This window comes from Pseudonocardia sp. UM4_GMWB1 (assembly GCF_017312155.1).
Lineage (GTDB): Bacteria > Actinomycetota > Actinomycetes > Mycobacteriales > Pseudonocardiaceae > Pseudonocardia > Pseudonocardia alni.
The window spans coordinates 141050-163683 of the sequence record NZ_QJPN01000003.1 but is presented as its reverse complement, the minus strand read 5'-3'; the positions used below and the strand labels follow the sequence as shown (position 1 = coordinate 163683).

Here is a 22634-nt window from a genome sequence, read left to right as displayed (position 1 = left end):
CGGGGGCGGTGCTGCCGTGTTCGGTGGTGCGGTGTCCGCGGATGACCGAGGCGGGGACGGGGAAGAAGGCGGGCTTGACCGCGTGTAGGTCCCAGGCGGTGTCGAGGGCGGCGTTGACGTTCGCTGCGCCCCCACCGGTCCCGCCGGGGCTCCAGCGGCCGCTGCGGAATCCCGCGTACTGGTTGCGGGTCAGCACCGCGAGGGGCATGACGAAGGCGAACCGGCCCTGCGTTGCGCAGGTAGAGCTCGGTGGCGCGGGCGACGAACAGCGCCGACAGGTCCTGGTTGGTGGCGACCCGCTGCCCCGGCCCAGAAGCCCGCGTGCGGTGCTCATCTCGCGGAACTCGGACTTCATCTGTGGGGGCATGTAGCGGTAGGCCAGCCAGGGCGGGTTACCGACCATGACGTCGACGCGGTTTGCGCTGTCGGCCAGTGAAAGCGGGCGGGCGAGGTTGCGGATGTAGTAGCCCCAGATGTGGTCGCGCCCGGTGTCGTGGAGCTCGCACATCTTGGCGAAGGTCGCGGTGAGCATGGGCTGGTCGTCGTCGTGCACGGCGAACAGCCGGGAACGTCGCCTTCAACGACGGGACGGGGCTCCCAGGAGCGCGGGCGGCGGCCCGATCAGCGAGCTCGGCGACGAGGCGGTCGAAAACGACCGGCGTCGTGCAGGACCGATGGGGGGAACAGCAGGTCGTCGTCGAACAGCTGCCCGCCGTCGGTGGGCACCGATAGAGCGTCGGTGTTCATCAGGGTGTTCTGCTGCCCCCACTGCATCGAGTTCGCCCAGGTAGACCGGCACGGAGAACGCCGGCCGGGTCGTCGTGGGCGAGGCGCTCGGGCCCGATCGCGAGCAGGTAGGTGATCCGGGCCAGGGTGACCGCGACCGGGTGCACGTCCATGCCGAGCACCTTGCTCGTCACCCCGGTCAGCATCTCCCCGATGCCCATTCCTGCGGCTTCGCCCGCGGCGATGTAGCGGCGTACGGCATGGAACAGGAAGGTGCCGGATCCACAGCTGGGGTCCAGGACGCGCTCGGTGAGCGCGTCGGTGACGGTCTCCTCGACGACGATCTCGGCCAACCAGTCCGGGGTGTAGTACTCGCCGAGGCTGTGGCGCTGCTCGGCATCGATCACCGACTCGTAGAGCACCTTCATCACGTCGGTCTCGACGTGTGCCCAGGCAAACCGGGCCAGGCGCCGGGCCAGGCCCCGCACGAAACGGCTCCCCACCGGCCACCTCGGCCGGCCAGTCGAAGAAGTCCGACTCGATGACCCCGCCGATCTCGTGCGAGGCGAACAAGCGCCCCGACAGCAGGGTGACCGGGGTGATGGACTGGTCGGTGGGATCCAGGCCGACCACGGCGTGCCCGATGATCTCGGCCATCGCGACGAGGAGGGTGTGTTCGACGAACAGGTCGTCCTCGCCGCGGAAGTTGGTGCCCAGCGCGGTGGTGAGCAGCTTGGTCCACAGCTTGCGCTTGAGGACGAGGCCGGGATCGTCGCGGTGGCGCTCGTACAGAGCGCGCAGCTCGGCGAACTCGAGGGCGTGCGCGGCGGAGCCGGCGCCGAGGCGCTGTTCGATCTCCCGTGCGGTCGGAGTGATCTTCTCCCCGGTCGCAAGCACTCCTTCCAGCCAGACGAACAGGGTGTCGGGCTCGAAGTTGCGCACGTCGGTGTGCAGGCTCGACACCAGCTCCAAGGACTCGCCGACGAGGTGGTAGAGGTGCCACTCCGCGCCGTCAGCGAGGACTCCGACGTAGCGCTGCCCGGTCTGCTCGCGCCGAGAGGACACGTAACCGGCCAGCTGGACGACCGCGTCTTCGCGGACGTTGCCGGTGCGCAGGTCCCGCTTGACCTCGAAGACGCAGAACCCGACCTCGACATCGATCCGGCGCCGCTGACCCGCCGGGGACTCGAGCACGATCTCCTGCAGGTCCTGATCATCGAGCTGCAGAGGTGCCTGCGTGAGAAGCATGTGCAGGTCGGACTGCACGTTCGCCTCGGTCCTGCCCGGCCTCCGATCAGCCAGACGCCGAACCAGAGACGGGAGATCGATAGCCAGCGGAGACGACACCCGCCACACCCTAGAAGACGACCCCGCCCGGCCACGGCACCGGAACCTGGCTCACCCACCCGCGACGCCTGGAGGAACTGCACGTCCACCTACTCAACTACACGTTACTGATGATAAGCGCACGAATCTTGTGGCAACTGCACGTATACCGACGTAGTCTCCTGGTTCAGGCGCACCCTGCGCCTCGATCCCAACCACCGAGAGGTGCGTCATGACCGTGCAGCAGTCCACCGCCGCCGACCAGACCATCCAGGCTTCGACCGGGCAGAGCGCTGAGCTGGAACACGACACCGAGATGACTCACCCGCTGACCATCATCAACGTCGCGGAAGTCGACGACGCCGGCAGCGCGCAGATCGAGACGCAGATGACCGCAGGATTCCTGGTCGACCTGTACCGGAGCGGGCTGCTCACACTGACCGGGAACATTCGCCCCGCCCACCAGCAGGACCGGCTCACCGGCAAGACCCGCAGCAAGGTCAACAAGTGGACCAGCGAGTTGCTGGACAACAACGCGATCATCGGCAACATCTCGATCCGGCTCAACCCCGACAGCTCCCACTTCGAGCTGTGGCACGACGACGAGACCGGCCACATCAACATGACGATCGAGGAGGGGGTGCTCGACTGCGCGGTCGACTCCCTCTCACGGATCAAGGCGATCCTCGCCGCCGCCAGCAACCAACTGGGCAGCTTCGATCTCGACACCCGCTTCCAGGTCCGGATCTGGCTGCTCAACGATGAGCAGGCCGCGAAGGTCGCGACGATCTACAACACCCGCGGGGACAAGGTCAACGACTCCACTGCCAAGTACGCATACAGCGAGACCCGCGAGCAGGAACTCGCACGCAAGTTGGTCAACGGCAGCCGACACCTCGGACAAGACAACATCGAGGTCCTGTCGAACTCGGTATCGGCGAGCTCGAACAAGCTCACCGCCTTCAACACCGTCAGCAAGGCCCTGGAAGCATCGTGGAAGGGCGGCCCTGTCAGCGAGGCCGACGTTGAGGGGCAGGCCAGCTGGCTGATCGCCGCCTGGGAGTCACTGGTCGCCGCGCGGCCGGAGTACGGACGGCTGTCCACCCCGAAGCGACGCGAACAGCGCGCCACCAACATCGCCTCGACCGCGGTCGTGATCTATGGGCTGATCGGTGCCATGTCGACGATGTACATCAACCGCGTCGACCCCGAGACCGCCTTCGCCCACCTCGCCGACACCGACGACGAGCTGGACCTGTTCAGCTGGGACAACCCCCGCTGGACCGACGCCGGCGTCGTGACCCCAACCGGTACCGGCGACCGGCGCACCACCCGCAACAGCTTCCCCACTCGCCAGGCCGCCAGCCGCATCCTGCACGAGGTCATGAATCTCGACCGCAGCGCCACGACCTGACCCGCGCCCACACCCAAGGTCCGTCCGCCGGGTTGCCCGCCACCACCGCCACACGGCGACGCACTTGTCTTCGAGCGACACTCCCACCCGCACGCCAGCTGAGGGCGACGACCGTGGCAAGAACAACGACGGCGGCAACGAGGACACCGCCGCAGCCAGGGTGCGCTACGCCTTGAGCGAGGGCCGGACGCCGCGCCGGGCGGATGTTCGCGGGCTGCTCGCCGAGCACGACCAGCTCCATGACGACATGGCCCTCGTCGAGGCGACCTCCACACAGCGGGCCGGCCAGCTCACCGAACGCACCGCCGACCGGGACCGCCTCGCCGAACGGCTGGCGCAGCTGACCAGGAACCTCCCGCCCTGCCCAGCTACGACACCGGTCTACGGCTCCGACTGCACCGTCGGGCTCGCCGGGCACACCGGACTCCACCGCACTATCGGCGGTTGGGCCTGGGCCTGACGGCTGACGGTCTCGCCGTCCCGACCACCGGTAACGTCCCATGACGCGATACGACGAAGGCTCGTCCCCGGATATCGGGGACGAGCCTCGTCAATACAAAGCCCCGGTCGCGTGACCGCCGAGGGGTCAGAGGCTTCCGGGGCTCTTCACAGACCATGCTACACGACTCGGCACAACCCGACACCAGGATTGCAGCAGCGAGAGGCGATGATGAGCGACCCTGACCGCTGGATCGAGGACTGGCTGTCAAGGCCCCGGTTCGCCGTCTACCTCGCCGACGCCGACGGCGACCCCACGCTCGCCCTCGCCCGCTACGGATGGAACGCCCGGGCAGCTGCTGCGTTCCACCACGACCTCGGCCACCTGGAGGTCGCGCTCCGCAATGCCTACGACCGCGCGCTCAGCTCCCGCGATCGAGCGGGTGACCCGCATTGGGTGCACGCCCCAGAACGACACTTCCCGAGGCAGATGAGGAAGGGGCGCCGCGGCCCCTACGATGCGAACCACACGACCCGCAAGAAGATCACCGAGGCCGTCTCCGCGGCCGCCGAGCACTCCGGCACCGATCAGCCGGCCCCGGGCAAGGTCATCGCCGAGCTGAACCTCGGCTTCTGGCGGTACCTCACCGTCAACCGCCACGACCAGCTGTGGCGCACGCACCTACACCGTACGTTCCCCCAGGGAACGAAACGGATCGACGTCCGCGACCGCGTCGACCAACTCCACTCGCTCCGCAACCGGGTCGCCCACCACGAGCCGCTGCTGCAGTTGCCCCTTGCGGTTCGACACCGCGACCTCCTCGCGGTCGCCGGCCTCCTGTCGCCGAGACTGCGCGACCACATCGCCGACCACTCCCCGGTCCCCGCCGTGCTCGCCGACCGGCCCTAGCTCGCTCCTCGTGGAGCAGGAGGAACGGTGCGTGAGCCCGCACCTCGAGCTCCGCTACCGTGAGACCGAGCCGACACGGCCGAACACGGGCGCTCCAGGTGACCCGGGCTGCCGGCCGGTCGGCGGGGTCGGTGGCTGTTTGCCGACGTCCTCGGCACGTCCGGGGGTGGACCCTGCGGGGTTCGGCCACCGACCCCACCCTCGCCGCGCCGCAGCCCACATCCGACCGTCGCTTCCGGAGACGCCCGTGCCGACCACCAACCGCATCGACGTCGACGGCCGCCCGCACATCAACCGTGCCGAGATCGCCGACCGCACCGGCATCAGCGCCAAGACCCAGCGCAACCTCTACGTCGAGCGCGCTACGAACGGCCACCCCGAGGCACACCTGCAGGGCCGCGAGGCCTTCTTCGACGAGCACCGCGTCATCGAGTGGTACACCGCCTGGGCCGAGCACAAGCAGGCCAACCGACGGCTGGCCCAGGACGACGCGGGCGACGCGGACGAGCTGCTCGACGTCCCCGCCGCCACCCGGTTCCTCGGCTACGCCAGCCAGTCCACGATCCGGGGCTACCTCGCCCGCAACGACGGCTACTTCCCCGAAGCCGACGACTGCGAGGATCTGCCTTCCGGGCGCGTCCGGCGCCGCTGGAAGCGCAGCACGCTGCGCGCGTTCGCAGCACGTGCGGCCCGCCCTGGGGACGCGGTAACCGGTCGGTCCCGGCGCTCACGCCACCGCGCACACCCGTCGTAGCGCACCCCTTCTCACCAGGGAAAATGCGCAAATCTGTATTGCCAACCATCCATAAACGCTGTAAAGTAGGACATGTTGGGAGGGACGGCAAAACCCGCCCGACACCGCAGCCGAAACACCTGGAAATGGGGGACACCCATGCGCTTGATCAACCGTGTCCGCGCGTCGGACATGTTCAGCTGGACCGACCTGTTCTGCGGCGCCGGAGGGTCGTCGTCAGGCATCGAGAGCGTGCCGGGCAACACCGTGATTACAGCTTGTAATCACTGGGCCTTAGCGATCGAGACGCACAACCACAACATGCCGCACGTCGACCACGACGTCGCCGACATCGCCGAGATCGACCCCGCCCGGTACCCGTCCACCGACGGGCTGTGGGCCTCGCCGTCATGCACGTTCTGGTCACAGGCGCGCGGCGAGCGCCAGGACTTCGCCGAGACGACCGAGCCGACCCTGTTCGACCTCGCGACCACCGAGGACATCGAGGACGAGCCCCCGCTGGCCGACGAGGCACGCGAGCGGTCCCGCGCACTGATGCACGACGTGCCCCGCTTCGCCGAGCACCACCGCTACAAGCGAGCGTCGTGGAGAACGTGCTGCCGCTGCTGAAGTGGGCGCACTTCCCGAAGTGGATCGCCCGGATGAGGGCGCAGGGCTACCGCCACGAGGTCCTCACCCTCAACAGCGCGTTCGCCCACCAGCTCGGCGCACCCGCCCCGCAGCTGCGCGACCGGGTCTATGTGGTCTTCTGGCAGGAGCGCTACCGGCGCCCGGACTTCGAGCGCTGGACCCGGCCCCGCGCCTGGTGCCCGACCTGCGGCGAGGTCGTGACCGCGATGCGGGCCCCGAAGAACCCGAGCAAGCCGCACGGCGCCTACGGCCAGCAGTACGTGTTCCGCTGCCCGCACGTGTCCTGCCGTAACGACATCGTCCAGCCCTACGTGCTCCCGGCCGCCGCCGCGATCGACCTGGCCAACCCCGGCCAGCGCATCGGCGACCGCGCACGCCCGCTCAAGCCGAAGACCTACGCGCGCATCGAGGCAGGCCTGCGCCGCCACGCCGGAGCCATCGTGCTGGAGGCCGCCGGAAACACCTTCGAGCGCCGCCCCGGCGTGCGGACCTGGCCGGTCGAGGACCCGCTGCGCACCATGCACACCACCCCGTCCAAGGCGATCGCACACGCCCCCCTGATGCGCGCCCACGGCACCGCTGGACTGCAGCGAATCGCCGAGCGTCAGGCCGCGACCGCGCTCGACGGTCTGGTCATCCCGGTCGAAGGACGCGAGGGCAAGGTCGCGCAGCCGACCAGCCGGCCGATGCGCGTGCAGACCGCGCGCAACGAGAACGGGCTGCTCGTGCCCTGCGGCGGCACCTGGAACACCGAGGCCCGCCCGACCGACGAGCCGATGCGGACCCGCACCACCCGCGACACCGAGGCCGTGGTGGTCGTCCCGCTGCGCAACAACAACCGCGCCAAGACCGTGCACGACCCGCTCGACACCTTCGCCGCGAACGGCAACCACCACGGCCTGGCCATGCTGATGCGCAACAACACCGGCGGCGCCGAGATGTGCACCCCGATCGACGAGCCCGCGCGCACGCTGACCACCGCCGGACACCAGTCGCTGGTCTCCTGGGACCCCGACGTCCTCTACGCCTACGACACCGGATCCCTGCGCGGCGTGAACCGGCCGATGCCCACCCAGACCGCCGTCGAAGGCGACGCGGTGATGCAGACCGACATCCGAGTCGAGGACTGCCGATTCCGGATGCTGATGGCCGACGAGGTCAAGCTCGGCATGGCCTTCGCGCCCGGATACGTCCTGCTGGGGACCAGCTCGCGCGACAACGTGAAGATGTGCGGCAACGCGGTCACCCCGCCGGTCTCCCGCGACATCATCGCCTGCGTCGTCGAGGCCGTGACCGGCACGAGCATCAACGAACCAGCGCCCCGATAGGCAGGGGCTACGCGCCTGAGCCTCGACGTCGCCCGTCGGACCGACGGGCGACGCCGAGGAGGTCAGCCAACGGCCACGAGTTCAGGTGATGGCCGGTGGCTCGCCCCGAAGGGCGACGCCCGAAGGCGCCCGGCATGAGGCCACCGGCCATCCGCGTCACGGCCCGCGAACCGAGGGCCCGAAGGCGCCCGAAGCGCCGCGACGCCCACCGAGCCTAGACCGAACCCCGACCGGGCCACGTTCCATCACCAACACACGGAGGACACGATGACCGGCACCCGACAGACCTACGTTGACCGCCTCGCCACTGGCGACTTCCTCTTTGAACTCTCGATTCGTCGCATGACGGGCGAGTGGGATGCGCCTGTCGCGACGCAGCCGATCGTCGCCGTGGAGCTGTGCGACGACGTTGACCCGTACTACCGGCTCACCCTCGCCGACGGGACCGTCGCCGATGACGTGCGCGGCGACATGCGGGTCGACGTCCTCGCCTGAGCCGGCCCGTCATCCGTCCGGCTGGTCACGCACCAGCCGTGGCGGTAAGCGGCTCGGCCCATCGGGGTCGACAACGCTCTTCGGTCGCCGCCGACCAGACCAGGCCCTCGCGCATCGACACCGTCTCCCCAGGAGGACCCGTCATGACCGCCACCACCCGTGAGCTGATCTCCGCCACCGCAGGCGAGTGGACACTGACCGGGATCGTCAAGGCCGACACCGCATGTCAGTGCTGCACCCGCCGGGTTCGGGCCCGCGCGTTCCAGGTCATCCACCCCGAGTACGGCGAGCTGGAGTTGGGGCGTCGCTGCGCGGTCCGGGCGACCGGGTGGAAACAGCCCGAGCGCGGAGCCCGGATTGCGGCGCGGGTCGCCGAGGTGAAGCGCCGTCAGGAGGTCGTCGGGGCGGCGTTCCCGGCCCTGGCCGAGGCGTACCAGGCCGAGGAGGAGCGGGGGCGCCAGGAACAGGCGGCCGGGTTCGAGCCGCGCTACCCGGGCCACGACGTCCGGGGCCGCCGGTTCTACCTGTTCCAGCTCGCGACGACCGAGGACTTCCTCTGGCACGACGAGGCCGCCGAACAATGGCGAGCGTTCGTGGTCGAGCGGCAGCCCGCGTTCGAGAGCACGGCCCACTGAGCCGCCCTCGCCCCGCCATTGTCGGAACGAGTGCACAGGCCGCAACGTCGTTCGTGAACTGCACGGTCCGCTGCGCTCCCCGGCTGCCGCGCGATCACTGCGCTAGCGCTCCGTGATCACTTGCCACTGACCCCTGCTGGGCGCGCTGAGAGCCGTACCCGGCCCCTCGCGGGGATGGTGCTGGCCGCGTCCCGACGGCATCGGCGACGGCTTCCCACGGGCGGGGCGAGCGGGAGGCTTTGGCCGGCGCCGGACAGAGCCGATATGCGCGACGACGTGGGAATGCACCCGAGTCCGCAGCGCCTCGCGGCTTGGCATCGTGGTGGGCGTCGTGCCGGTCGGCCCCGGGTGAGGATCTCTCCTTGCGTCGGCAGCAGGACGGTGCACGAGAACCTGCTCCGCTCAACAGCCCCTCCGCTGGCGCTCCGGCCGCTCCGCAAGCTCCGCGATCGCTATCGCGAGGCTGACCGCTCCACAGAACCTCGTGCAGGACGCCGTCCTGCCGACGCAAGGAGAGACCCCCACCCTCAGCGGGACCGCCCTGCCCGACGCCCGAGCTGATCTTCGGCCCTGCCGGGCCGCCCCCTCCCGGGGGGCCAGGGCGCTGCCCTGGACCCGGCCTCGCTGCGGAGAGTCCCCAACCTAAACCCGCAGGTCAAACCCCAAATCAACCCCGAAAACCCTTGCCACCACTCCATGAGCGATGTAAACTCTAAAATAACAGAGAGCGGAAGAGGGTAGAGGAGATCACCATGACGGACGCGATGACCAAGGCCCAGATCAGGCAGGCCGAGCGGGACTTCAGCGCAGCGTGGATGCGCGCCGAGGAGAACGCGGACGAGCGGGCCGCCACCTACCTGCGGTCCGAGATGCGCCGCGCCGCGCGGCGACTGGTCACGCTGGCCGGAGAGGGAGATGTCGACGGGCTCGACCCGGAGCAGGTGCGCGACGAGTTCCGCGCCTACGACGACGGGCTCGGCCGCCAGACCCCGTCAGGGGTCGATGTGGCAGTCCTGGCCGCCGAGGGGCACCGCATCACCCTGCAGCTTGCCCGGCTGGAGGCGTGACCCCGCACAACCTCACCATCAAGGAGTTCGCCATGGACACCCTCGCCCGCATCGAGTCGACCCCCACCACCTCTGTCCTGCTCGCCGTACTGCTGCGCCTCATGCGCGGCATCGGCGGACGTGACGGACACGGGGTCGTCGCCGGGATGCCCATGAGTGCCGACGAGCTGCGCGGAGCGTTCCGCGCGATCCGCCCGCACCTGGCGGCCGGTGACCGCCACCGCGCCGAGCTCGCCGCCACGGAAGCCCTGACCCCCGGCTACCGCACCTTCCACAACGCCGGAGCGCGGGACACCGCACGAGACGAGGGCAACCGACTCGTCGCGGCCGTCCTGGACGCGGTCACCGACCTCAGTAACCGCTGAACATCGACACGAGAGGAACCGCCATGAACCAGCAGACCGCCCCCAACGATGCCCTCGCGCATCTGGCGTGGGTCTTCGGCAACGGCTGGACAGCCAGCGACGTCGGTCCGGCGATGTCCTGCATGGAAGCCGACGCGATCACGGCCGCGCTCGCCCGGGCCCGCTACATCGACGAAGCCGAGGTCTGGCTGCGCGGGCACGCCGCAGCCGACAACGAGGAGCAGGACACCCACTGGGGCATGCCCCAGGAGGCACTGCGCGACTACGTGCTGATGCTGGCCGGGGAAGCCACGATCGTGGACGTCCTGCGCCAGGCACTGGTGAGCATGCCGTCAGCCCAGGAGCGCGAACTGCGCGAGACCTTCCCCAAGATCACCAGCAAGCTCGACGGGGTCACGGCCGGGCAGATCGAACCGGGCGCCCTGGTAGGCGCACTGCACCGGGTGTACCCACCGGCCCGATCCTGGAGCGCGGCCGAGGACGTAATGGAGCAGGTGCTGACGTGAGTACCGACCTGGACCACCTGAAGCAGCTGGTCGCGCAGTACGCGCAGGCCCGCGCCGAGCTGATCGAGCACCCCAGCTACGAAGCCGGATGTGCACCGGACCGCCTTCTGCACCGCCGTGACGATGTCGCGATCGAGGTGGCCGATGCCGTCGTGGCGCAGCAGCTCCCACAGATTGCCGGGGAACTCGACGTCGACACGGCAGTGGCTGCGGCCGTGGCGTGGTTCCGGGAGTCCCAGAGCGAATGCGGGATCTGGACGATGTCGACAACCGCAGCGCCGCGATCACGATCCTGCGCCAAGTGCTGTAAAAACTAAACCAGTAGGGGCGGCGCGGCGTAGAGCCGCACCGCACCTCCCCGGCCAGCGGCCGGACAGAGAGCAGGAGCGATAGATGAACAACGTGCACTGGGTCTTGGCCACCGGTCGGGTCCGCACCTTGGGGTGCGACGAAGCGACCGAGGCGCTGCGCCCGGCCGAGGAACTCGGACTCGACGAGGCAGTCCTGGTCATTGGGGACGACGACGATATCGCCGTGCACGGCACGAAGGACGAGCTGCAGGCAATGCTCACGCGACTGCAGGACCAGGTCGAGCAAATCACCCTCGCGGCCGCCCCGCGCGGAGAGCAGGTCGAGTACGTCGAAGAGGCGTGGGACGAGGTGCACGGTTCGCGCTTCGACCCGGTCTGCCCCTGCGGCAACGAACCAGCCGGGAGCGGGTTCTACTTCGCTGACCGCGACGGCACCGCTCATAGCTTCGACGACCCGCCCGAGGGCTGGCGGGACCATCAGACGATGGGCTGCCCGGAGTGCGGCAGGTTCTTCCGGCAGGTCGAGCACGACGAGCGCGGCTACCCGGTCGCCGGCTTCCGTCCGGTGGACCGAAGCGTCGACATCGCCTACGCGGCCAGCTACGCGCCCGGCCAGGAAAAATCGCAGGTCAATGGTGGTAGAGGGTAGCGAACCATCAGGAAGCGCTGTAAAATCTAAAGTGTTGGAATCGTACGGCATGCGAGTCCAACAACCACCGCGAACCGAACGACCGAAGGAGTCCGAGATGACCACGACGCCCCGCCACCCCCAGTCGGGCGGCATGTCCGCCATCAGCGCCGCGATCCGCGGAGCTCTGCATGGGCCCGTGCGCGAGCGGGTCGGGACCGACCCGGTCACCGCGGTGCTGAACGAGCACCGGGACCAGCCGTGCCGGGGAGTCGACCAGCCGTGCGGCGCCCCCGCCGGGCAGTCGTGCGAGCCGTCGTGCTCGTCCTGGGAGATCGTGCGCCGCGCCGTGCCGTGCGAGGGCGCCGACGACCTGTGTGGCGCTCCCGCCGGGCAGCTCTGCCAGCCGTGGTGCCCGTCCTGGGCCACCGACCCCGCGTGACCGACCGCATCCCGGGGCCCGCCGCGCGGCGGGTCCCGGGGTCGGGTCCGACAGCAGAAGGAGCGGAGATGACGAACGAGACGCAGCCCGCACCGACGACCGGCCACGGGAGCACGCTCGGGGAGCGGGGACAGCGGGCGTTGGAGGCCGCAGCGGCAGGGCTGTACGTGTTCCCGCTGTACCCGGGCACGAAGAACATGCCCGCGGTGAAGGACTGGGAGAACGAGGCCACCCGTGACCCGGAGAAGATCATGCAGTGGTGGGCGAAGCGGCCCTATAACTTGGCCATAGCGACGCTCCCCTCCCGGCTTGTGGTCGTCGACCTCGACCCGGCGAAGCCCGGGGCGCCGGAGCTGGCCGAGCCGTATGAGGGGTGCAAGCACGGCCTGCAGGTGTTTCAGCGGATGGCCGACGCAGCCGGGGAGAAGTTCCCGCTGGACACCTACCGGGTTCAGAGCCCGCGGAAGGGCGTTCATCTCTATTTCCGCGCGCCGGATGACGTCGAGCTGCGCAACTCGGAGAGCCGCCTCGCGCCGCTGCTGGACGTCCGAGCGGGGGGCGGTTACATCGTTGCCGCGACCTCCCGGCGTAGTGACGGGGTCTACCGGGCGCAGAACAGCCGACCGATCGCGCCGCTGCCGCGCTGGCTGCTCGACGCCATGTGCGCCGCGCGCCCTGCACCGCAGCCGGAGCCGATCCCGGTGCCGCGCGCAGCCCATGCGGGCACGTCGGCAACGCGAGGCAAGCGCGTTCAGGCCTACGTCGACCGGATCGTCGAGGCCGAGTTGGACAAGCTGAAGACGGTGCCGAAGGGCGTGGGCAGGCGGCACAAGGCGCGACGCGACGCCGCGTTGAAGGTGGGCAACCTCGTGGGTGGGGAGCACCTCACGCGGGCCGACGCTCTCGCCCGACTGCTCGAGGTGGCGCTCACCCACGTCGGCACGACCACGGACTCCGCCGGTCGGGTCCGCAGCATCACGACCGCCCAGGAAGTCACGACCACCATCGAGAACGGGCTCGACTACGGCATGAAGCGCCCTCGCGTCATCACCGAGGCCGAGCTGCAGGACCGACGATGAACGCCCCCGCCGACCCGGTGCCCGCCCGGTCACACACCGGCGGGCACCGGACGGCCGGCTGGAGCATCCGGCCCCGGACGCAGTGGGAGCCGGTCCCGTCCGGGCCGCGCGGGTCGGGCCCGGTGTCGTGCGGGGCGGTCTGTACCGGCGAGGAGGAGTGATGACGCGGCCTAGGATCGTGCTGGTGTCACCCGCACGACAGGCCAGTCCCCGCACGCCCGACCGCTTCGAGCGCGACGGGCGCGTGCTCGTCACGCGCGCCGCGCTCTGCGCGGAGTTCGGGATCGGCGAGTCGACCGCGCGGACCTGGTGGCGGGACCGGGACACGAACGACCATCCCGAGCTGGTGTATCGGGAAGGCCGCCGCCAGTGGTGGGACCTGGAGGCGATGCGCGCGTTCGTCGACACGGTCCGGAACGCAGCCGCGCGGCGCGAGCAGCCACCGGCGACGATCGAGCACGAGGGGCGCACCCTGATCAACCGGCCCGGGATGGCCGAGCGCTACCGCCTGGACGCGCAATGGCTCGCCGTGCTGTACCACCAGCGAGCCGACAACGAGCATCCCGAGCCGGTGCGGCGCTTCGAGCGGTTCCTCTACTTCGACCTCGAGGAGACCGACGCGTGGAACGACGAGCGCGAGGCAGCCAAGCGTCGCTCGCTGACACCGGTGGACTACACCGGCGAGCCCGACGAGCTCGTCGACATCACCGAGGCGACCCGCGTGCTCGGCTACCGCAACGAGTCGACGATCCGCAGCTTCCTCTCGCGCAACCGTGACTACTTCCCGGCGCCCGAGCAGACCGATGCCGACGGGCGGGCCCTCTGGCACCGCCGCGCGTTGTGGGAGTTCGGCGACCGGCGGAGCCGCCCCGGCCGGGCCGGACACGCCAAGACCGGTGAGTGAGCTGGCCACCAGGCCGCCGCGTCGTTCGTGAACTGCACGGGTCGCTGCGCTCCCCGGCTGCCGCGCGATCACTGCGCTAGCGCTCCGTGATCACTTGCCACTGACCCCTGCTGGGCGCGCTGGCAGCTGTACCCGGCCCCTCGCGGGGATGGTGCTGGCCGCGTCCCGGCGGCATCGGCGACTGCCCAGGTCGAGAGCCTGAACGAGCTACACACACCGAAGGCGCCGTACGCATCCGCGTACGGCGCCTTCGTGCTGCGCGCGTGTGCCGGCCGCCTGGTTACCGACGATGCGGCGGAGGACGGTTCAGGACGGTTGAGTGTGTGCGGCGTCGAGGTCCGTCGGCTCCGGGGTGGGAGTGGCGGAGTCGTGGGCGCTGTAGTCATCGTCGCGGTCGGTGGGCGTGGCGCTGCTCGTGCTGCCGTCGTGGTCCGTGCGACGGGGCGTCGTGCGCAGGGCAGCGCCGGCGGGTTGCGTGCCGCACCCGATCTCCTCCAGCTCGGCCGGGCTCCACCCGGCGTCGCGCGCATCGCGGTAGCCGTCGGCGTAGGCCTCCTGCTTGGTCCTCAGGCGCTCCCGCGCGGCGTCGGACTCCGCGCGTGCGTTGTCCACCTCGACCCCCAGCTCGGCGAGCTTGGTGATGGGCCGCATCCGTGCCTGCAGAAGGTCCTGGGCCGCCTTACGAGCCTGCGTCTTGGCCTGCGCTGTCGCCCCGCGCGTGTTCATAGGGCGGACTGTACCGCGATGTGTATCAATCCCGCGATGCACTCTGATACACGCTGGTACTCGCGACCGCGAGCGAAGCGCGCCGCCATGAGGCCGCACCGCGCGACGCGCGCGACCGCACGCCCGACGGGGCGCCGGGGTCCCGCCGATTTCGAGCCGCCGCACGCGTCGCCCCACAAATCGGCGGAGCAAGTTAGGTGTTTTCCTAAGGAAAACACCGATGTGAGGCTGGCGTGTGAGATCGTCGGCGTCGGGTCCGGGTGATCTCGGCCCGCCACGTCCGGTCCTGCCGGCGCCACGCCAACCCGAGGGGAGGGATCTTCGATGACCCGGACTCGACGCCCTCGTGCCGAGGGCGGACGGCCGCACACCACGACCGTGTCGTTCTCCGAGTCGGAGTGGGCGGCGATCGAAGCGGCGGCGGCCCGGGCGGCGATGGCCCCGGGTGCGTGGGTGGGGGACTCGGCGGCCCGGGCTGCGGAGCTGCCCGAACCGGTGGTGCCCGGTGCTCGGGTCTCGGCAGGTGCGGCCGGCTCGCGGATGCAGAGGCTGATGGGGCTGCGCTCGGAGCTGATGGAGGACCGCCGGGTGCTGCGCAACATCGGCGGGAACCTCAACGACATCGCGAGGGTCGCGAACACCGATGGGGCGCTCGAGTCGACAGTCGGTCAGGTCGCGCAGATGGTGGCACGGGCGGTCGAGCGGATCGACCGCACGGTCACTGAGGTCGATCAGCAGGTGACCGAGGCGATGCCGCAGGCGCGGCGGAGCAGGAGCCGGCGGTGATCGCAAAGATCAGCCGCGGGTGGCGCGCTGAGGGGCTGATCCGCTACCTGATGGGCCCGGGGCGGTTCAACGAGCACACCGGGCAGCGGGTCGTGGCTACCTGGGACGGGGCACCCGAGACGCATCAGCCCGCGCAGGCTGCGGACGGCTCGTTCGATGTGCGCGCCCTGGTCGACGATCTCAGCGCGCCGGCGGTCGGGGCCGGGGTGGGTCTGCGTGAGCCGGTGGTGGAGCAGGGCAAGCGGATGCGGCAGGGCCCGGTCTGGCACTGCTCACTGCGCAACTCACCGGAGGATCCGGTGCTGAGCGACGAGCAGTGGGCGCGGGTGGTCGAGGATCTGCTGGACCGGACGGGGATCGCACAGCGCGGGGATCCGGACGGTTGTCGATGGGTCGCGATCCGGCATGACGACGACCACGTGCACGTCGCGGCGGTGCTGGTGCGTCAGGAGTCGGGGAAGCGGGTGTACCCGTACCGGGACTTCGTCCGGGCTCGGGAGACGTGCCAAGCCGCGGAGGCGGAGTTGGGGCTGGCGGCAACGGCGGGCGCCGACCGGAGCTCGGTGACCGGGCCGTCGCAGGCCGAGCAGGAGAAGGCGGCCCGACGGGAGCTGGACGAGTCCTCGCGGGAGTGGCTGCGGCGGACGGCACGGGTCGCGGCGGTGCAGGCACGCGACCCGGAAGCGTTCGTGGCGGCGCTGGGAGAGCTGGGTGTGCTGGTCCGGCCGCGCTACGGGCCGCCGGAACAGGACCCGGAGTCGGGGGAGCAGCACGCCCCGATGGTCGGGTACTCCGTGGCGGCGCCGGGTGATGTCACACGGGCTGGTCAGCCGGTGTGGTTCTCCGGGCGCACGCTGGCCCGGGACCTCTCGCTGCCGAACCTGGTGCTGCGGTGGGAGTCGGCGCCCGCACCGGTGCCGGTGTCCGGCGCAGCGGAGGAGACGCACCGGGCGACGGTGAGCCCGCGGGAGCGCGCGGCCGCGATCGACGATGCGGTCTCGACGATGGAGCACGCCACGGCCACCCTCGCCGCCGGCGAGACCGGGGCGAGCGCGGACGGGGTCGCACACGCGGCCGGCGACATGCTCGCCGCGGTGGGCGCGGTGACCGGCCGTCAGGACCAGGGCGAGCGAGTGCGCCGGGACGCGGGCAACGACCTGGACCGGGCGACCCGGGTACCGGGCCAGGTCCTGCCGTCGCGGTGGTCGCCGGTGGCGAAGGCGCTGCGACAGTCGGCGTGGCGGCTGGCCGCGACGCGGACCGTGAGCCGCCACGGCGCGGGCGACGGGGCCCGGCTGGTGCTGGCGTTGGCAGCGCTGGTCGCCGAGATCGCCGCCCTGCGGGAGACACAGGCGCGCCTTGCCCAGGCGCAGGCCGCGCAGCGCAGCTGCACCGCGCTGCGCAGTTCGGCTCAGGCCACCTCGGCGCGGACGACGTCGAACGGCCCGGGCCGGGGCCAGACGAAGACCACGCGCCGTCAGCGGCCGCAGCAGCCCCCGCCGGGGCCGGCCCGGGCTCCGCAGGCTCGGCGGCAGGAGAACCAGACGCGAGGGAGAGGCCGATGACGGGTCAGATCGACCAGGACGTTCCTCTGCTGAGCCCTGGGCGGGAGCAGGTCCAGGCCTGGACGCAGCTGATGCTGGTGACGGCCAACGCGTTGCGGCAGCGCCGGATGGAACTGGGTCAGGCCGCCTGGAGTCAGCAGCGTGCGGCTGCCCGCACGGCGCAGCAGTACGCCAACGACCTCGACCCCCGGGTTCGCGCGATGGCCGCGGCCGACGAGGCAGCCTTCCGCGAGAGCAGCGCGAACGGGGCGGAAGGATTCGAGCACAGGACCAGCAGCGAGCCGCAGTTCGGCTGGACGGTGCACACCACGGCCGGGCCCATGCCGGAGAACTCGCCGTCGGGCACGCGCGGAGGGTGGGGGCTGTGGGCGCACGGCTCGTACCACGAGAAGTCGCTGTCGGTGTTCGTGGTCGTCCCCGACCGGGAGTCCGCGCTGCGGCTGCAGGATGAGGTGACCCGCGGCGAGCAGCGCACGCTCAAGTCGCTCGGCGAGCTCGGTACCTACGGCTTCCTGCGCGCCGAGCACGCTCGCACCGAGGTGCGTGAGGACGAGGTGCAGCTGCGTGAGCGGCTGGCCCATGGCCTGCACACGGCGTGGGCGCACGACCCTGGCCTCGTTGCGGGGGTACTTCGCCCGCGCCGCGATGAGAACGATGTCGACTACTCCTCGATCGACCAGCTGGCTCACGAGCTGAGTCGTCTGGAGGACCGCGGCTACGCGATCGAGGACGTCCTCGGTCGGCTCGGTACCGGTGCGCTCCGTGCCTGGTACGACCAGCAGGACCAGGAGCTGTGCAACCTCGCGGGCTACACGAGCAGTCTGGTGTCGCAGGTGGCCGACCGGCTACAGGTGGTCGATGCCGTACAGGTCGACCCGGTCGTCGCCCGCGAGGTCGACCAGGCGCTCGCGCAGGGACTGCACGAGGCCGGTGTGGAGGCCGACCGGGTGTACCGCAGCCGCAATTTCGGGCAGGTGAAGGCGCAGCTGACCGACCTGCGGTCCGACGGCCATGACCTCACCCCCCTGTTGGCGGGCCTTCCTGGCAAGAAGATCAACGAGGCCGGTGAACCCGCCGCGTACCTGCGTGGGGTGCTGGAGAAGCGGGCGCGCTCGTCGCGGCCGACCGAGGCGACAGCTGAGCCGAGGCGTGCGGCGGCCGAAGCGGAGACCGGGGTGTATCGGACGGGTCCCGACCTGGGACCGGCCGAGCGGATGATGCGCCGCTACCTCGCGCCGGAGACCGCGGACTCGGTGATCGGGTGCCGCGCCTGGCCGGGGCTGGCCAAGCAGCTGCTGGCGTGGAAGGAGCAGGGTGCCCCGGTTGCTGACGAGCTTGCGCGGCTGCCGGAGGACCGAATCCGCAGCGCCGTCACCCCTGCGGGCTATCTGAAGACGTTGCTGCGGCGGGGGGTTGACTTCCGGGAGAACGAGGCCCGCAGGGCGGGCGAGGTGTCGGGGCGGGAACGCGATGCCCAGCACGCGGCGCGGGTCAGGGACCTCACCGAGGTTGAGGAGTCGCGCAGGCCGGGTCCGGTCACTGAGGCCGTCCGGGACGGTGTGCCCCCGCCGCCGTTCGAGGTTCGCGAGCTCGATCCGACCAACGCCGTCGAGCGCACCGCGCTGGAGATGTCGCGAGGCGCCGGCACGGTCGAGGACGACGCGTACATCGCGGAGATCCTTGCCGCGCCGGACCCGGGAGAGGTCTGGAGCAAGTTCAACCGGGCTGCCGAGGCGCGGGGTCGCGCGGCTGATGCTGAGGAGCAGGCCGCCGCGCACGCACGGACGCCGGATGACCTGGATACCCGGCCACGTGAAGACCTCATCGGGCAGGACGAGGCCGGCATCGACCGGCGTCGAGCCGACCGCGAGAGCGCGATCGCCCATGCCGAGGAGTCCGGCGTGCCGACCGCGGCGGCGCTGCGCGCCGAGGTCGCCCATCGCCCCCCGACCATCGAGCCCGGCGCGGCGGTGCGTTCGGAGACCCGGCAGGTCTCGTCGCCTCCGCAGCCGGCGCCGACTCGGCAGGCGACGCGCGCCCCGCGCCCACGTCGCTGAACCCAGCCGACACAGCGAGGTGGGCGCCGTCGACGGCGCCGACCCAGCCATCAGGGGAAGGAGAGCAGGGTGAGTGGGGTCGCCGCGGCTGCCGGTCTGCACAGCGTTGGAGCGTGGCTGTTTCCTGCGATCGCGGCGACCGCAGTGGCCATCGTGGTGTCGGGGTTCGTCGTACTGCGCCCACGAGGGCGGGCGGAAGTCCCTCTGGGGGCCCCGGCTCAGGGGGGTGACACCAGTGCTCTGGGCATCGGCCCGTCGAGCAGGATCGACGACTGTGCGGCCCGGCTCACCGGGGAGGACCTGGTCGCAGCGTTCGCAGCCCTCGAGGAGCTCGGCGCGATCGCCCAGCGGGACGGGGCCAGCTCGGCGGCGGTGATCGCCGTGTGGTGCGAACTCCTGCGGGCAGCGCCAGCCGGGCGAGACGAGCGTGTGGCCCGGGCGGTACAGCAGCGGCTGTGTACTCACCTCAAGCGGGTCGCCCGCGACCGGAACCGGCGCGCCACCCTGCACCTCGATCTCAGCGATGCCCAGCTCCACGACCTGGACCTCGACGGAATCGCACTCGGAGGACTGAGCCTGGCCCGCGCGCGGCTGACGGGCACGACGCGGCTTGCGCTGCGTTCCTGGAACGGACTCGACGCCAGTGAGGCGTACTTCGGCGGCGACCTGCTCGCCATCGACCTCGGGGTGGAGCGCCAGCTGTCGCTACGTGGCGCGCTGATCGAAGGCGTACTCGACCTGCAGGGCGCCGCCGTATTCGGTGAGCTGGACATGTCGGGGAGCGAAGTCGCCCAGCACACCAACCTGCGCGATCTGGTCGGGAGTGGCGGGCTGCGCCTACAGAGCACCGCGGGCGCGGCACTGTTCGCGGGAGCGGTCGACCTGTCCCGGGCGATCGCCGACCCGGTCGTCCTCGACGGTGACGAGTTCACCGGCGGGGTGACGCTCAGGCCGCCCGGTGTCGAGCGCTCCACGGCGCTCCTCGGTGACGAGGACGACCTGGCCGATCAGGTGCGCGAGGCACTCGAGACGCCTCTACGCGAATGACTCCCTGGCCCCACCAGGGCAGCCGTTCTAGTCCACACGCAGGCGGCCCGATCGCGTGAGGCTGTCGATGTAGGCGGGCCAGTCGCGGTCGAGCGCGCCTTGCAGGTTCTTCTTGAGCTCGGCGTACTCGGAGGGGTCGACGGTGCGGCCGGCCGGATTCTCCGGCGAGTGGGTGATCGTCTGAGCGTTCCCGGCAGTGCAGAGCAGCATGTGCGCGTACTGCGTGAGGCTCATGAACAGGGTCGGGGTCGGGACCTCGATCAGTTCGCTCAGCGCCGTGTCGAAGTCAGGGACGCCGATCTCGGCCCAGTTCGCCTGCGCCCGGCGCAGGAACCCGGTCAGCTCGGACAGGAAGATGACGCGCATGCCGTGTTTGCGGTGGAGACCGATGGCGAAGTCGAGGATGGCCTGAACGGGCCGCGACTGCGCCTCACGCGGGATGAACGTCGGCGCGATCGCCTGGGCGCATTCCTCGGTGTCGTTGCGGGACCCGTCCGGCCAGGGCAGGCCCAGGACGAGCCAGAACGGGGGATTGTTGATGTTCGCCACGGACGTACTCACTTTCTCGTAGGGGGTGCACACCGGGAAGCTCCCGCTGCGTACGGACGGGGCGACGAGCGCGGCGTGGGGTCATGCCGCGGTGGGGTTCGTCGCGCGGACGGCTCCGATGAACTCCCCCGCGTAGTAGGAGTTGGACCAGATGTCGGGCTCGACCTTGACCACGTCTCCGCTCTCGGGGGCGTGCAGCATCTGCCCGTTGCCCAGGTAGAGGCCGACGTGGTGGATGCCGCCGGGCTGGCCGTTGGAGGAGAACAGCACCATGTCGCCGGGCTGGATCGCGGCCTGGTCGGTGATCGCGGGCTGGAAGGAGTTCCAGATGGCCTGGGTCTGGTGGGGCACGCCGATGCCGATCTCGGCGAAGGCGTAGACCATGAGCCCGGAGCAGTCGAACCCGCCACTGGTCGGCCCGTTGGCGTCACCGCCGCCCCACACGTAGGGCTGGCCCTGTTGGGACATGGCGCGGTCGACGACGCGCTGGATCTGCGGATCGGCGGCCGGCACAGGGCCGGTCTCGGGGCCGCACTCGACCCCTTCCAGCGCCCCGGCCAGCGTGGCGGCCGACTGCTCCCACTTGGCGTAGGCGTCGGGGAACGCGCTGACCTGGACCAGCTGGGCGGCCCGGGTGACGGGCAGCGATTCCCACCCGGGTACCTGCAGGAGCGCGTCGTAGAACAGGCGGGCGGACTGGCGCGGGTCCATGCGGGTGGCGACGTCGCCCCATCCCGCCTCGCGCTGCTGGAACAGCCCGACCGAGTCGTGGTCGCTGCCGACGCCTTGGTTGGGCAGTTCGAGCGACTCGGGGACGTTGGAGTTGGCCAGGTTCTTCAGGTTCGACTCCTGCATCGCGGTCGCCAAGGCGACGACCCACCCGTGCTGCGGGACGCCCATCTCGACGCCGGTGGCAACGATCAGGCCGGCGTTGCTGACCTGCTCGGGGCCGATCCCCTCGACCAGCTGCGCCGGATCGGCTCCCTGTGGGGCGCACACGACACCGGGGAGGCCAGGGGTGGGTCGGCCGGCGCCGCTACCTGCCACGGCCACGATCAGGAGGAACCCGAGAAACAGGACCAGACCGAGCGCGATGGCCCCGCTGGTCGCAGCTGCACGCACCAGCAAAACGTATCATTTGTGCGCTTCGAGTTGATACGTATCGTGGTCACGTCGTCGCTTGCTGTCGAGTAGCGGCGGGGCATGATCGGGAGCTGTCTACGACGACGCTGGGCGTTGGCGTGACTCGATCAACTCGATGTAGCGCCACAGGGAGCCGATGTACTCGGACACTCGCGCTTCGGGCTCCGGGCCGGTGCCGTCCCAGGGATGCATGAGGTCGGCGCTTTCGCCTGCATAGTGTTGTGCGTGGGCGAGTAGTTCGCGGCCGCCGAGTTCGAGCAGGCGGCTTTCGGCGATATCTTGGAGGAAATCACCGTTGTAGTAGTCCTCCGGCTCGTTCATTGCGCCAGCGTAGCCGAGCCCGATGCTGTGCCCGCCACATTCTGTATGGCGGGCACAGCTGCGCATCCGGTCGCGGTCAGGCGTTCTTGTGGAACGCGTCGAGGACGCTCTGCGGGATGCGTCCACGGTCGGACACGGAGATGCCCTGCTTGCGCGCCCAGGCACGGATCGCCTGGTTCTGCTCACGGTTGACCGTGGCCGTCGGCCGCGCGCCAGCGGTCTCCTCCCGGCGCTGTCCACGGCGGAGCTGGGCCGAGTGCCGTCGGGCGGCGGAGACGTAATCGGCCAGGACCCCGCGGAGTTTGCTCGCGTGAGCGGAGGTGAGGTCGATTTCGTACTGCTTCCCGTCGATGGCGAACTCGACCGTCTCATCGGCGGAGCTGCCGTCGAGATCGTCGACGAGTCGGACGGTCAACACCTGGGCCACGTCATGAACCTCTCTTCATTGTGGGAAACGGAGTCGACTGCACCGGGGCGCTCTC

At 70.5% G+C, this 22634-nt stretch carries 28 protein-coding genes; 21 read left to right on the top strand and 7 right to left on the bottom strand.

Annotated features, from left to right (window positions below; genetic code table 11):
* Together DMP15_RS30000 and DMP15_RS29995 are read right to left on the bottom strand one after the other, a co-directional pair.
* Nucleotides 1-553, bottom strand: a 553-nt coding sequence (locus tag DMP15_RS30000) for a hypothetical protein (RefSeq protein ID WP_337826996.1), incomplete at its 3' end; no start/stop codon positions are given.
* A 193-nt stretch (nucleotides 554-746) separates the two neighbouring features.
* Nucleotides 747-1229, bottom strand: coding sequence for an N-6 DNA methylase (locus tag DMP15_RS29995; RefSeq protein ID WP_337826995.1), 483 nt, complete (start codon nucleotides 1227-1229; stop codon nucleotides 747-749).
* A 133-nt stretch (nucleotides 1230-1362) separates the two neighbouring features.
* Between DMP15_RS29995 and DMP15_RS29990 the strand changes: the two genes are divergently transcribed.
* The 17 genes from DMP15_RS29990 (at nucleotide 1363) to DMP15_RS29910 (ending at nucleotide 13958) form a co-directional block, all read left to right on the top strand.
* Complete coding sequence (locus tag DMP15_RS29990) at nucleotides 1363-2184, top strand: hypothetical protein (protein WP_337826994.1); 822 nt, start codon at nucleotides 1363-1365, stop codon at nucleotides 2182-2184.
* A 100-nt stretch (nucleotides 2185-2284) separates the two neighbouring features.
* Nucleotides 2285-3466: a DNA sulfur modification protein DndB gene (locus tag DMP15_RS29985; RefSeq protein WP_179763204.1), complete on the top strand. Its 1182-nt coding sequence runs from the start codon at nucleotides 2285-2287 to the stop codon at nucleotides 3464-3466.
* A gap of 64 nt (nucleotides 3467-3530) precedes the next feature.
* Nucleotides 3531-3926: a hypothetical protein gene (locus tag DMP15_RS29980; RefSeq protein WP_337826867.1), complete on the top strand. Its 396-nt coding sequence runs from the start codon at nucleotides 3531-3533 to the stop codon at nucleotides 3924-3926.
* A 210-nt stretch (nucleotides 3927-4136) separates the two neighbouring features.
* A complete protein-coding gene (locus DMP15_RS29975) occupies nucleotides 4137-4814 on the top strand; it encodes a hypothetical protein (protein WP_337826993.1) in 678 nt (225 codons plus the stop codon).
* A 247-nt stretch (nucleotides 4815-5061) separates the two neighbouring features.
* Nucleotides 5062-5568 carry a hypothetical protein gene (locus DMP15_RS29970; RefSeq protein ID WP_337826992.1) on the top strand — a complete coding sequence of 169 codons (507 nt, stop codon included), beginning with the start codon at nucleotides 5062-5064 and terminating at the stop codon, nucleotides 5566-5568.
* A gap of 138 nt (nucleotides 5569-5706) precedes the next feature.
* The gene (locus DMP15_RS29965; protein WP_337826991.1) at nucleotides 5707-6177 is read left to right on the top strand and encodes a DNA cytosine methyltransferase; all 471 of its coding nucleotides are present in this window, start codon (nucleotides 5707-5709) and stop codon (nucleotides 6175-6177) included.
* Nucleotides 6153-7526, top strand: coding sequence for a DNA cytosine methyltransferase (locus tag DMP15_RS29960; protein ID WP_337826990.1), 1374 nt, complete (start codon nucleotides 6153-6155; stop codon nucleotides 7524-7526). Before DMP15_RS29965 ends, DMP15_RS29960 begins: the two co-directional genes overlap by 25 nt.
* Nucleotides 7527-7793: 267 nt before the next feature.
* The gene (locus DMP15_RS29955; RefSeq protein ID WP_337826861.1) at nucleotides 7794-8021 is read left to right on the top strand and encodes a hypothetical protein; all 228 of its coding nucleotides are present in this window, start codon (nucleotides 7794-7796) and stop codon (nucleotides 8019-8021) included.
* A 143-nt stretch (nucleotides 8022-8164) separates the two neighbouring features.
* Nucleotides 8165-8656, top strand: coding sequence for a hypothetical protein (locus tag DMP15_RS29950; protein ID WP_337826989.1), 492 nt, complete (start codon nucleotides 8165-8167; stop codon nucleotides 8654-8656).
* 752 nt (nucleotides 8657-9408) lie between these two features.
* Nucleotides 9409-9723 (top strand): hypothetical protein, encoded by a 315-nt coding sequence (locus tag DMP15_RS29945; protein ID WP_337826988.1) that lies wholly within the window; start codon nucleotides 9409-9411, stop codon nucleotides 9721-9723.
* A complete protein-coding gene (locus DMP15_RS29940; protein ID WP_337826987.1) occupies nucleotides 9720-10088 on the top strand; it encodes a hypothetical protein in 369 nt (122 codons plus the stop codon). Before DMP15_RS29945 ends, DMP15_RS29940 begins: the two co-directional genes overlap by 4 nt.
* 23 nt (nucleotides 10089-10111) lie before the next feature.
* A complete protein-coding gene (locus DMP15_RS29935) occupies nucleotides 10112-10594 on the top strand; it encodes a hypothetical protein (RefSeq protein ID WP_337826986.1) in 483 nt (160 codons plus the stop codon).
* Complete coding sequence (locus DMP15_RS29930) at nucleotides 10591-10911, top strand: hypothetical protein (RefSeq protein ID WP_337826985.1); 321 nt, start codon at nucleotides 10591-10593, stop codon at nucleotides 10909-10911. Before DMP15_RS29935 ends, DMP15_RS29930 begins: the two co-directional genes overlap by 4 nt.
* Before the next feature lie 76 nt (nucleotides 10912-10987).
* Nucleotides 10988-11554: a hypothetical protein gene (locus DMP15_RS29925; protein ID WP_337826984.1), complete on the top strand. Its 567-nt coding sequence runs from the start codon at nucleotides 10988-10990 to the stop codon at nucleotides 11552-11554.
* 97 nt (nucleotides 11555-11651) lie between these two features.
* Nucleotides 11652-11975 carry a hypothetical protein gene (locus DMP15_RS29920; RefSeq protein WP_337826983.1) on the top strand — a complete coding sequence of 108 codons (324 nt, stop codon included), beginning with the start codon at nucleotides 11652-11654 and terminating at the stop codon, nucleotides 11973-11975.
* A 68-nt stretch (nucleotides 11976-12043) separates the two neighbouring features.
* Nucleotides 12044-13054: a bifunctional DNA primase/polymerase gene (locus DMP15_RS29915; RefSeq protein ID WP_337826982.1), complete on the top strand. Its 1011-nt coding sequence runs from the start codon at nucleotides 12044-12046 to the stop codon at nucleotides 13052-13054.
* A gap of 184 nt (nucleotides 13055-13238) precedes the next feature.
* Nucleotides 13239-13958: a hypothetical protein gene (locus DMP15_RS29910; RefSeq protein WP_337826981.1), complete on the top strand. Its 720-nt coding sequence runs from the start codon at nucleotides 13239-13241 to the stop codon at nucleotides 13956-13958.
* Nucleotides 13959-14264: 306 nt separating this feature from the next.
* Here DMP15_RS29910 and DMP15_RS29905 read toward each other — a convergent pair whose 3' ends face one another.
* Nucleotides 14265-14684, bottom strand: coding sequence for a hypothetical protein (locus DMP15_RS29905; RefSeq protein WP_337826980.1), 420 nt, complete (start codon nucleotides 14682-14684; stop codon nucleotides 14265-14267).
* 324 nt (nucleotides 14685-15008) lie between these two features.
* On the opposite strand from DMP15_RS29905, the gene DMP15_RS29900 reads away from it, so the two are divergent.
* The 4 genes from DMP15_RS29900 (at nucleotide 15009) to DMP15_RS29885 (ending at nucleotide 20139) form a co-directional block, all read left to right on the top strand.
* A complete protein-coding gene (locus tag DMP15_RS29900) occupies nucleotides 15009-15470 on the top strand; it encodes a hypothetical protein (protein WP_337826979.1) in 462 nt (153 codons plus the stop codon).
* On the top strand, nucleotides 15467-17035 hold the full coding sequence (locus DMP15_RS29895) for a relaxase/mobilization nuclease domain-containing protein (protein ID WP_337826978.1): 1569 nt from the start codon (nucleotides 15467-15469) through the stop codon (nucleotides 17033-17035). Before DMP15_RS29900 ends, DMP15_RS29895 begins: the two co-directional genes overlap by 4 nt.
* Nucleotides 17032-19092: a hypothetical protein gene (locus DMP15_RS29890; protein WP_337826977.1), complete on the top strand. Its 2061-nt coding sequence runs from the start codon at nucleotides 17032-17034 to the stop codon at nucleotides 19090-19092. The genes DMP15_RS29895 and DMP15_RS29890 overlap by 4 nt, the downstream gene beginning before the upstream one ends.
* Nucleotides 19093-19161: 69 nt before the next feature.
* Nucleotides 19162-20139, top strand: coding sequence for a hypothetical protein (locus DMP15_RS29885; protein WP_337826976.1), 978 nt, complete (start codon nucleotides 19162-19164; stop codon nucleotides 20137-20139).
* A 27-nt stretch (nucleotides 20140-20166) separates the two neighbouring features.
* Here the strand turns inward: DMP15_RS29885 and DMP15_RS29880 are convergent, their stop codons facing one another.
* The 4 genes from DMP15_RS29880 to DMP15_RS29865 all read right to left on the bottom strand — a co-directional run bounded on the left by DMP15_RS29880 (nucleotide 20167) and on the right by DMP15_RS29865 (nucleotide 22579).
* Complete coding sequence (locus DMP15_RS29880; protein ID WP_337826975.1) at nucleotides 20167-20688, bottom strand: hypothetical protein; 522 nt, start codon at nucleotides 20686-20688, stop codon at nucleotides 20167-20169.
* Between the two features lie 81 nt (nucleotides 20689-20769).
* Entirely contained in the window at nucleotides 20770-21810 is a 1041-nt protein-coding gene (locus DMP15_RS29875; RefSeq protein ID WP_337826974.1) for a C40 family peptidase, read from the bottom strand.
* A 96-nt stretch (nucleotides 21811-21906) separates the two neighbouring features.
* Nucleotides 21907-22152, bottom strand: a complete 246-nt coding sequence (locus DMP15_RS29870) for a hypothetical protein (RefSeq protein WP_337826973.1) — start codon at nucleotides 22150-22152, stop codon at nucleotides 21907-21909.
* Between the two features lie 76 nt (nucleotides 22153-22228).
* Nucleotides 22229-22579, bottom strand: coding sequence for a histone-like nucleoid-structuring protein Lsr2 (locus DMP15_RS29865; RefSeq protein WP_337826972.1), 351 nt, complete (start codon nucleotides 22577-22579; stop codon nucleotides 22229-22231).
* Nucleotides 22580-22634 lie beyond the last annotated feature (55 nt).

What these genes read in the sequence shown, in the direction of transcription:
- DMP15_RS29975 (WP_337826993.1), top strand. Translation starts at nt 4,137, where the DNA reads ATGAGCGACCCTGACCGCTGGATCGAGGACTGGCTGTCAAGGCCCCGG.
- DMP15_RS29950 (WP_337826989.1), top strand. Translation starts at nt 8,165, where the DNA reads ATGACCGCCACCACCCGTGAGCTGATCTCCGCCACCGCAGGCGAGTGG.
- DMP15_RS29870 (WP_337826973.1), bottom strand. Translation starts at nt 22,152, where the DNA reads ATGAACGAGCCGGAGGACTACTACAACGGTGATTTCCTCCAAGATATC.
- DMP15_RS29900 (WP_337826979.1), top strand. Translation starts at nt 15,009, where the DNA reads ATGACCCGGACTCGACGCCCTCGTGCCGAGGGCGGACGGCCGCACACC.
- DMP15_RS29890 (WP_337826977.1), top strand. Translation starts at nt 17,032, where the DNA reads ATGACGGGTCAGATCGACCAGGACGTTCCTCTGCTGAGCCCTGGGCGG.
- DMP15_RS29915 (WP_337826982.1), top strand. Translation starts at nt 12,044, where the DNA reads ATGACGAACGAGACGCAGCCCGCACCGACGACCGGCCACGGGAGCACG.
- DMP15_RS29955 (WP_337826861.1), top strand. Translation starts at nt 7,794, where the DNA reads ATGACCGGCACCCGACAGACCTACGTTGACCGCCTCGCCACTGGCGAC.
- DMP15_RS29920 (WP_337826983.1), top strand. Translation starts at nt 11,652, where the DNA reads ATGACCACGACGCCCCGCCACCCCCAGTCGGGCGGCATGTCCGCCATC.
- DMP15_RS29985 (WP_179763204.1), top strand. Translation starts at nt 2,285, where the DNA reads ATGACCGTGCAGCAGTCCACCGCCGCCGACCAGACCATCCAGGCTTCG.
- DMP15_RS29905 (WP_337826980.1), bottom strand. Translation starts at nt 14,684, where the DNA reads ATGAACACGCGCGGGGCGACAGCGCAGGCCAAGACGCAGGCTCGTAAG.
- DMP15_RS29925 (WP_337826984.1), top strand. Translation starts at nt 10,988, where the DNA reads ATGAACAACGTGCACTGGGTCTTGGCCACCGGTCGGGTCCGCACCTTG.
- DMP15_RS29965 (WP_337826991.1), top strand. Translation starts at nt 5,707, where the DNA reads ATGCGCTTGATCAACCGTGTCCGCGCGTCGGACATGTTCAGCTGGACC.
- DMP15_RS29945 (WP_337826988.1), top strand. Translation starts at nt 9,409, where the DNA reads ATGACGGACGCGATGACCAAGGCCCAGATCAGGCAGGCCGAGCGGGAC.
- DMP15_RS29935 (WP_337826986.1), top strand. Translation starts at nt 10,112, where the DNA reads ATGAACCAGCAGACCGCCCCCAACGATGCCCTCGCGCATCTGGCGTGG.